We start from the raw sequence: 10,472 nt of genomic DNA, 5'->3' as shown, positions 1-10,472 counted from the left end.
TTCGCAAGATTTCTTCTGGAATCAATATTTGTTATGAATTGTCGATGCAAATTGGTCATCTTAAAATTAGCTACAACTAGTATATATACTGATATTTATTCAGCTTATCCATCCAATACGGGCGATAAAGCCGAAGTTTTATCAGTTTTATAAAGTAAAAATAATCATATTTTAATATCACTAAAAAAAGCATCAGGTACGCGTATTTTGGGTTAAATTAAAAAAATCATATTAAGTCTGTTACATGCTTCGCCACCTCAGCCACATTGCCGCAGTATAGCCTCACACATACCGCACTGCCATGCAACCAATATTAACACAAATACTTCACCCTTTGGAACTGTAACAGGCTAATTCCGGGATTAAATATAATAAAAATACGATCGACCCATTAAGAAAATTTGATTCTTCTTAACATTTTTAATGATTATAAACAAGAATATCAACAAAGCATTGGCATCTGGTTATATTACCGGCATAATATATGAATTTTATCCACTTATAATAAGGGCCATGTTCTATAGTTAATCCGATAAATCCCAACAAAAGGCAATTGTCCGAATACCTTCCCTGGGCACGACCGTAGAGAGTGTTTAGGGAGGGCAGTAAATATGAAGCTTGCAGGTTTGCCAAAAGCCAGGGTGGGTCATGAATTATCTGACTCACCCCAGTCCTCAGTTCCACCATGTTCTCCACAAGACAGCCCTCTCTATCACTTCGCTACACTGCGTGACAAAGAGGGACCGTTTATACAAGCGGACCCGATTATAACTTTTCAATTCTTTACTAATTGCCAAATTCATCCAATTTAATCCAATCGCCTCACAAGCAAATGTACCCGTCCGAATACCCTCCCTGGGCACGACCGAAGAGAGTGTTTAGGGAAGGCAGTAAATATGAAGCTTGCAGGTTTGCCAAAAGCCAGGGTGGGTCATGAATTATTTGACTCACCCCAGCCTCCAGTTCCACCATGTTCTCCACAAGACAGCCCTCTCTATCACTTCGCTACACTGCGTGACAAAGAGGGACCGTTTATACAAGCGGACCCGATTATAACTTTTCATTCTTTTCTAATTGCCAAATTCATCCAATTTAATCCAATCGCCTCACAAGCAACTGTACCCGTCCGAATACCCTCCCTGGTCACGACCGAAGAGAGTGTTTAGGGAGGGCAGTAAATATGAAGCTTGCAGGTTTGCCAAAAGCCAGGGTGGGTCATGAATTATTTGACTCACCCCAGACTCCAGTTCCACCATGTTCTCCACAAGACAGCCCTCTCTATCACTTCGCTACACTGCGTGACAAAGAGGGACAGTATAGACCTGCAAATTTGATTCAATCACATCCCAACGAAAATCACTTGTCCAAATCCCCTCCCTGGGCCGACCGAAGAGAGTGTTTAGGGAGGGCAGTAAATAGAATCTTACAAGTTTGTCAAATGCCAGGGTGGGGCATGTATTCATAATTCGTAATTAAATAACCAGGGAGGGTCATAAAATTGAATGTACCATTTAACCAAAATTTTGGCAGATTCCGTAGGTCTGGGATGCCTTACGAAAGGAGGATTATTTTTTCTAAAAATGAGTGAGGACCATACCTTTATAAAAAGCGGATAAGCGTATCTAAGACACTTATTTTTCAAGGTATTTTTACATGAAAATCTGAAAAAACAGCTTCAAAAGGTGATGGAATATTTTTTTTGAATTCATTGGGGTTTGTAGGTGTAAGTGCAAGTGTAAGAACAACTAAGGTGCTTCTGTAATGCGGATATAATGAATTAAATTTTCATTGTAGAGAATAAGTATGAGTTTTCATCAGATAACATTTAAGGAAAGGCCTTATTTTCGGGTTACCAATTACAAAAAAAATGTTAAATTGAAAATTGGGAGTGTTGTTATGATAACCTTATAATTTGCTATTTTAGTTGGTTCGATTGAGCTATTTTAAGGGTATGTTTTGCTAACTATAATACTACAAAAATCCGAATATGTTTATTAATCTTAGGTTTTTCCAAAAAAGAGCTGCAGTGCTGTTTGCGCTTCTGGCTCTCTTTGCCTGTAAGGACTATAAAGAAAGATACGAAGACCCGCCATGGCTGGGTGGATCGAATATTGAAACCCTTCAGGCCGCAGGTGATTATACCATTTTTCTGGAATTAATGGACAGAGCCGGATATACTGAATCTGTTTCTAAAATTCTGTATACCTTGTTTGTGCCAAACGATGAAGCTTTTACAGAATATTTTCATTCCATTGGTAAAGAATCGGTGGATGACCTGACCGACGATGAGGCTTTTCAATTGTTTACATTGCATATCCTTGTCAATCCACGTTCACGTTATCAGTTAATCTACGAATACGTATGGAGCGAGGAACAGGGGCCAAACGGGGAATATGCCGGGCTGTTTTTCCGTAAAAGAACACCAAGCCGTTCAACACCCTATACAGAGTATGTTAAATACAATACTGATTTCGAAGGTGATTCCTTGCTGATTTATACCGGAGATAAATATGTACCGCTATGGAGCAAGGATTTCTTCGAAGATTATTTCGCTGCCACAGATGGTTCTGATTATACCTTTATATACCCCAACAGTACTTACGATGCTGCTTCACCGTTAGCCAGTCAGGCCATGAACTGGCACAATGCCAGGGTGATCCCGAATCCGGCAAAACCGGATGAACTGGGAGCAAGAACGTCCAGTGGGTTTATCTACTATCTCGATCAGGTAGTGGCACCCATGCCCAGTATTGAGGAGTATCTGCGTAAGCATCTCGATAAATACGGCGTGTTCTACGATCTTATGCAACGCTTTGCCGATTATGGCTTACCTATAGTGGATGAGGATCAGAATACCTTTTATCAGAAATCGTATGTTGATCTGCCCAACATTGCTAACGATGCAGGTCCCGGTGATGGCCCTGAGGTAAGGATGAAGGATGTGTACAGTGCGTTTATTCCCGAAGACAATATCCTGGAACCATATATCAATAACAAACTACTGGCTTCTTACGGCAGCATTGACAGTGTGCCGCTTATCACCTTGTCGTATGTGTTGCGAAGCCATCTGATTCGTTCACTGGGACTGGTTTCGAAAATGGAGCGCGGGTTTTTCAACGATTTTGGTGATCCGCTTACATTAACCCGCGATGATATCAATTCCGGTTATATGTGTAGCAACGGTGTATTTTACGACATGAAAAAAGTGCTGGAACCCAATGCATTTACAGGGGTTACTGGTGATCTCTTTTTTATTAAGGACTATTCCACTTTTCTGTTTGCCCTGAATGAAACCGGCATGATCCGGACACTGGCCAGTGGATACCAGGATGTAACGCTGTTTGCACCAACAAACGATGAGCTGGAAAAATCTAATGTACGGTATAATAAAAATACCAATCAGATTGAATACTACGGTCCCGACGAAGTCTGGCGGAAAATGAAAACTGATCAGCTGACAGAGTTCGTTCAGAACCATGTAACCTTCAGTAAGGTGACAGATTTAAGTGGCGATGGATTTCTTGAAATGAGTTCAGGTAACTATGTGCACTATCGGAATAATATTCTGCAGGGACCTGAAAACCAGTATTTAAACGATAGCATAACCATTGTATACAGTAAGGAACCCAACGAAACAGGGATTCAGTATGGCATAACAAATGCCATTAAATCGAGGTATTACAGCATGGGCAAGTTAATATGGTTCGATCCTGAACTATCTGAATTTGCTGCCCTGCTTGATGGTTCACGGCTTTTAAACCGTCGTATCAAAGACAGCGATACCAAGGAACTGATTCCAAGACTTTCCTTTGTCTCCAACTCGGATGCCTGGACGGTTTTTGCACCAACCAACGACGCCATTGCAGCTGCAAGAGATGCCGGACTGATTCCTGAGGACCGTGATTCCCTGATTGCATTTCTGGAGTATCATTTTGTAAAAGATGTGGTCTCATTCGATAACGGTGATCCCAGTGGTAGCGGAACATTTTCAACGCAGGCAGAAGCACCGGAAACCCCCAACGGACCTAAGTTTTATACGGTGACTATTAATAATGTAATGAATAACCTCAGTGTTACAGATATGAGCGGACAGGTGGTCACAGTGGATCATGCCAAAGCAGATAACCTGGCCCAGAAGAGTGTGATTCATAAAATTAACTCCGTGTTAAAGTATCAGTAGTAACGTTGTAACGAGTCTTAAAATGAAAAAAATCTTACTTATTTCAGGATTACTTATCATAGCTTTAGCCGGAGGTCTTTTAAATGCACAGGCGCAAACCACCATCATTAAAGGGCAGGTGGTTGATGCCGAAACAAAGGAACCTCTTGTTGGCGTCAACGTAGTGGAAATTGATGAAAACGAACGTTTTCTTACAGGTGCAATTACGGATATGAACGGTAACTATGTCATTCAGACGGGTGATCCGGATAATCCGCTGCAGTTTTCTTATATCGGATACGAAAAGCAAACTATTCCGGTCAACGGGAAAACAACCATTAATGTGGAGCTTGGAACCTCATCGACGGCGCTGAACGAAGTATCGGTATCCGGTTCACGAATGTCCAACGATGGCATAACAACCATCAGGGACAGGACCACCAGTGTGTCGCGCCTCGAATTCAAGGAACTGGAAACACAGATGGGAAGCTCTGTGGAGGATATGTTACAGGGGCGTATTGCAAACGTCGATATTACTTCTGTTTCCGGTGATCCGGGAGCAGGCCTGAATATCAGAATCCGTGGTACAGCTACTCTGAATGCCAGGAATACACCACTGATTGTGGTCAACGGCATTCCGTATAATTCACAAATCGATGAAAACTTCGATTTTGCCACTGCCGATATCGAAAAGTTTGGTAACATGATAGATGTGGCACCCGAGGATATTGAAAGCATAGAGGTACTGAAGGATGCTGCCTCAACAGCCATCTGGGGCTCAAGCGCTGCCAACGGTGTTTTGATGATTAAAACCAAGCGCGGTATCAAATCAAAACCTATTTTCGACTATACCTATAAATATGCTGTGGGCTGGGAACCGGATCCGCTACCTATGCTTAACGGAGGCGACTATTCCCGTCTGATTCAGCAGATGCATTACAATGTGGATCGTAATGAATTTTCAAATCAGTTCAATCCCCTTGTTGACAATAACCTGGCCAACGAAATTGCCTTTGACCCGAGATGGTCGCAATATTATAATTTCATTCAGGAAACCGATTGGGTAGGAGAGATTACGCAGCGTGCCAATTCACAACAACACGTGTTCTCAGTACGTGGAGGCGGTGATAAGTCACGGTACAACATGTCAGTGGGGCACTCCAACGAAACCGGTACTACCATCAATAACGGGCTTAAAAAACTGACTTTGCGTAGTTCGCTCGACTATGATCTGTCGTCAAAACTGACGTTTAAAACAGATATCCTGTACACCCGTTACGATCAGTACAATACTTACGATGCGGAGGATCCTGAGTTCGGAAGTAAATTAATTCGATCCATCGCGTACCGTAAAATGCCCAACATGAGTGTGTACGACAGGGACGAAAACAATGAACATGTTGGCGATTACTTTACACCGGCAGAAACCTTACAGGGAAATGCAAGAGATATGTATAATCCGGTGGCTCTGGCAAACCTGGGAGTGAACGAACAGCTAAAAAATAATGCAAGGGCTCTGTTTACATTGCGTTACCGGATTCAAAACAACCTGATCTTAAATTCTACCATCACCCTCGATATCTTCGATAATAAAAGACACAGGTTCCTGCCATACGATGCCGTAGGTTACATTTACGACAGTGAAATAACCAACCTAGCATCCGATGAGTTTTCAAAGAAAAGCACCATTTATACTTATAATCAACTGATTTACACACCGGTTTTGGGAGAAGATCACAGTCTTACAGTAATGGGGCAGGTTGATACCGAGAAAACCAATCAGCTATGGCAAAAGCAGCAGACAAGCCGTTCGGCATCACCTTACCTTCAGTTGCCTGCCGGTGATAAAACCATTGAATATATCGGACAGAATTTTTCCGAATACCGTTCGCTTGGTTTCTACCTGCAGGGTGCCTATAAGTATAAAGACAAATACCTGGCTACGATGGGTGCAAAATACGAAGGCAACTCAAAATATAGTCCCGATAGTCGCTGGGGCTTATTCCCTACTGTTTCAGGTGCCTGGAGAATCAACGAGGAAAGTTTTATGGAGGATGCCACCTGGATCAATGACTTTCGTTTGCGTGTCAGCTGGGGACAGAGTGGGAACTCACCCAATACAAACTATCTTTACTGGAACACCTATAATTCAAGTGCTCAGCTGTCTTATCTCAATTACCAGGGCGTTGAACCCAATGGCGTGGAATTAACCAGCTTGAGATGGGAAACCCTGGAGACATTCAACCCGGGTATATCATTTTATGGACTACGAAACCGCTTAAATGTTGAACTGGATTATTATACCAAAGTCACCAAGGACCTGTTTCTCGAAAACACTGCCATCCCGACCCATACCGGTTTTACGAGTATGAGTATCAACGAAGGACAGATGGAAAACAGGGGCTATGAAGTGATGGTGGATTACAAGATTCTTGAAAAGACGGCTTTTAAACTGAGCGTTAATGCCAACTTTTCTACCAACAAAAATATTGTGATCAGCCTGCCGGAGAACTTTGCCATGGAATACGGTGATATGCTGGCAAACGGGAATTACAAAATCAGTGTGGTGCCGGGTGAACCGCTGGGGGGATTCTTTGGCTACCGTTACCTTGGTGTTTATCAGAGCAATGAAGATGCTGTGGTGCGCGATGAAAATGGCGATCCAATTTATGGGTTGAATAAGACCGAACCCTTAAAAATGATTATGGGTGGATCAGAAGGCTATACCTTTGAAGGTGGTGATGCCAAATACGACGACATCAACCATGATGGTAAGATTGATGAACTTGACCTGGTTTATTTAGGCGACCTGAACCCAAAAGTAATGGGTGGTACCGGTATCAGGGCTCAGTATAAGAATATTACATTCAATACCTTCCTCTATTTCAAGCTGGGTCAGAAAGTAATAAACCAGACCCGAATGGATACCGAAAAAATGTATAACTACGATAACCAGAGCAAAGCCACAAACTGGTACTGGAGAAATCCGGGTGATATTACCGATGTTCCGAGGCCCTTATATAACAAAGGGTACAACTGGCTTGGATCAAGCCGGTTTGTGGAAGATGGATCGTATATGCGTCTGAAAACCATATCGTTGAGCTATGATTTTAGCAGTGTTCTCCTGAAAAAGCTTCACCTGAGAAGTCTGAGAGTGTATGCCACAGGATACAACCTGTTTACACTGACAAACTATTCGGGACAGGATCCGGAAGTCGGACTTCCGAACAGGCCGGATACACTGCCAAAGGATTACAGCAGAACACCGCCATCCAAAAGAGTAATGCTTGGTTTAAATGTTTCATTTTAAGAATTGCAGCTATGAAGTTTGACAGAATATATAAAAAACCGGTGGCCATTGCAGTGATGTTGTTGCTCATGATCACATCGTGTAACGACTGGATGACGCTGATGCCTGAAGACGAATTACTGAAGGAAAACTTCTGGGGTAAAACTGAAGATGTGTACAGCGCAATGGGAGCCATGTACAACGCGTTCAGGGATGCATCCATGGAGAACCTGATATGGGGTGAACTTAGGGCAGATCTTATGGTGATCAACGATATATCTCCGTTCCAGGATTATGCACGCATTGCAGAAAGTAATATCAGCCCTACAAACGGTGCGGTAAGCTGGAGACGCTATTATAAGGCCATTAACCTTGCCAATACACTGATGTATTATGACAAGGAAGTTTTTGAAATTGATGAGACTTTTACAAAACGCATGATGGATGGTGTGGATGCCGAAGCGCTCTTTATTCGTTCACTGAGTTATTTTTATCTCGTGCGTTTGTGGAAAGATGTTCCACTGGTTATTGAACCCACCTTATCGGACACAACAGATATGTTTATTCCTAAAAGTTCGGAACGGGAAGTTTTAAACCAGGTTATTAAGGATCTGCTGAAAGCCAAGGATATGGCATATACAACTGAATTCTTCGGAAGCAATGCTGAACCGGGATTCAGAACCGGAAGAGCCAATAAATATGCGATTATGGCGCTGCTGGCTGATGTGTATCTTTGGGATGAGCAGTACCGGCTTTCTTCAGATTACTGCGATTCAATTATCGCTTCTGGTCTGTACGATCTGGAACCGGCCGACAACTGGTTTAGTTTATACTATCCGGGTAACTCAAAGGTGGAAAGTATTTTTGAAATTCAGTACGACGATAACCTGGATTACCAGGAGAATCCCATTTATAACGATCTTATTCCACTGACCGGAGGGGCAAAAATACGGTCTGATATGCAACAGTTAACCTTGTTGCTCTCAGAACAGGATATTCGCACCTGTAATCCGTCAAGCCCAAGAAATCCGGATCCGCTGAGGAAATATAAAAGCATTAGCATAGAAACCGGAATTCCACGTTCACAGAACCAGCGTGATGCGAATTTTCTGTACTATCGGTATGCAGATATTACCCTGATAAAGGCAGAGGCTCTGAACGAGCTGGATGATGTATCCGGAGCCAACGAGTGGCTGCGGAAGACCAAGGAAAGAGCAAACCTCTCGCATTCTCCTGTTGATACCAAAGAAGATCTCCGGACGGCCATACTGGAAGAAAGGGCCAAAGAATTTCTTGCTGAAGGGAAAAGATGGTTCGATGTACTAAGGGTTGCCAAACGCAACAGTTTTGAGCAGAAACAGCTCATCATAAGCATGATCCTGGCAGGTGCCGATATCAAGCAGAAACCGATTCTGCAGGCTAAGGTTTATGATACCCTCAGTTATTACCTGCCTATTCCGGAAGGGGATATCAGAACCAATCCGAATTTGATCCAAAACCCGTATTACGACAGATAATCAGAAAGCATGATGAAAAAGATAGTATTACATAACATAAAGTCCGTTTTGCCTCTGGCAATGTTGCTGGTCGTATTATTTGCCTGTAAAAAGGATCCCATCTACTGGAAAGTGGATTCTGAATTCCAGGTGATATCAGAGTATGTAGCCGATAATGCTGAATTTTCGGAATTCAACAAGATGCTGGAGTATACAAAATTGTATCGCATACTGAGTACACGCGGACCTTTTACCTTGTTTCTGCCAACTGATGAGGCGATCCAGAAATTTTACCAGGAAAATGGCTATTCTTCTTTTCGCGATTTTCCGGATACGAACATGGTATATGACTTTGTCTACAACCATTTGATAGCCAATCAGATTACAACCGGTGATGTGGGGCTGGGTGCCTTGCGCGATACCAACGCACTTGGTGACTACATTGTAAGTGAATTCCAGAATGCAGATATTATTCTCAACAAGAAAGCAAAAATTATTGACAGGGACGTAGAGACGGCCAACGGATTTATCCATGTTGTGGACGAGGTTATTCCGATCATCACAAAAAGTATTTATCAGACCTTGAAGGATAATCCGTCATATTCAATATTTACCCAGGGACTTGAAAGAACAGGGCTAAGCGATACCCTGGAAATTATCACCTTCCCTTACGGTAAAAAAACGGCGAGAACACGCTTTACTGTGCTGGCCATTGCGGATACAACATACCGGCGCTACGGTATTACAAATATTGATCAGTTGATCAATCAGTTTACGGATACGCCTGATAGTCTTACTTTTCTGAATAACGGATTCTACCGTTATATGGAATATCATTGTATGGCCAACACCTATTATCTGTCAGATCTTGAATCGCAGTTATATCCGATTCTGTCGCATGACAATAATGTAAAGGCAACCATTACAGATGATTACAAGCTAAATTTGGATCCTGAAACAGAAGCCTATACCGGGTTTTATGTGCCGGAATCCAATTATCCTGCTAAAAACGGTGCTTTACATACCATTAACAACCTGCTGCCTGTTGAAACACCCAGTCCTACTACGATTATTTTTGAGGTCACAGATTATTTCGATCTGAAGCAGGGCGATTATTTCGGTAAGTATTACATGAAATGGTTTGACGGGGAAAATACCTTTGAGTACATCAAATGGTCAGGCGATTATCTACAGTATTACTGGAAGGATCACGATACAGGAACACTGTTAAACGATGATTGTCTGAACATGCTGGGCTACTGGTGGATTGAGATCACTACGCCTAAGATCATGAAAGGGAAATACCATGTATCCGGCAATATCTGGCAAAACCAGGTGGGCTATGAGGTATTCGTTGACGACGAAAGAATTGGAATCGTGAATTCCGGCGAAGTGCCTGATCTGGGTACGTTTATCTGGGATAAAACCGAAAGGCATAGAATAAAACTGGTAGCCATTCAGTTTGGTGGCTTATTCTGGGACACAGTAACGTTTACACCGGTTGACTAAATGAATAATCTGATCCATA

4 protein-coding genes are annotated in these 10,472 nt (G+C 42.5%); all 4 read left to right on the top strand.

All coding sequences use genetic code 11. The features are described from left to right. Positions 1–1,987 precede the first annotated feature (1,987 nt). The 4 genes from ACE01N_RS17975 to ACE01N_RS17960 are packed head-to-tail and all read left to right on the top strand — an operon-like array spanning position 1,988 to position 10,453. Positions 1,988–4,180, top strand: a complete 2,193-nt coding sequence (locus tag ACE01N_RS17975; protein WP_380591997.1) for a fasciclin domain-containing protein — start codon at positions 1,988–1,990, stop codon at positions 4,178–4,180. 22 nt (positions 4,181–4,202) lie between these two features. Beyond that, positions 4,203–7,469: a SusC/RagA family TonB-linked outer membrane protein gene (locus tag ACE01N_RS17970; protein ID WP_380591995.1), complete on the top strand. Its 3,267-nt coding sequence runs from the start codon at positions 4,203–4,205 to the stop codon at positions 7,467–7,469. 11 nt (positions 7,470–7,480) lie between these two features. Next, entirely contained in the window at positions 7,481–8,965 is a 1,485-nt protein-coding gene (locus ACE01N_RS17965; RefSeq protein ID WP_380591993.1) for a RagB/SusD family nutrient uptake outer membrane protein, read from the top strand. A gap of 9 nt (positions 8,966–8,974) precedes the next feature. Continuing rightward, the gene (locus tag ACE01N_RS17960) at positions 8,975–10,453 is read left to right on the top strand and encodes a fasciclin domain-containing protein (RefSeq protein WP_380591991.1); all 1,479 of its coding nucleotides are present in this window, start codon (positions 8,975–8,977) and stop codon (positions 10,451–10,453) included. Positions 10,454–10,472 lie beyond the last annotated feature (19 nt).

Origin of the sequence: Quyinboa ferrireducens (assembly GCF_042436675.1) — a bacterium.
Lineage (GTDB): Bacteria > Bacteroidota > Bacteroidia > Bacteroidales > UBA5342 > JBHJHP01.
Note: the sequence above shows the minus strand (reverse complement) of the source record. Positions and strands in the feature narration are given on the sequence as shown.

Bases quoted from the DNA above. Each gene is read 5' to 3' on its own strand.
- ACE01N_RS17975 (WP_380591997.1), top strand. From the start codon at position 1,988: ATGTTTATTAATCTTAGGTTTTTCCAAAAAAGAGCTGCAGTGCTGTTT.
- ACE01N_RS17970 (WP_380591995.1), top strand. From the start codon at position 4,203: ATGAAAAAAATCTTACTTATTTCAGGATTACTTATCATAGCTTTAGCC.
- ACE01N_RS17965 (WP_380591993.1), top strand. From the start codon at position 7,481: ATGAAGTTTGACAGAATATATAAAAAACCGGTGGCCATTGCAGTGATG.
- ACE01N_RS17960 (WP_380591991.1), top strand. From the start codon at position 8,975: ATGATGAAAAAGATAGTATTACATAACATAAAGTCCGTTTTGCCTCTG.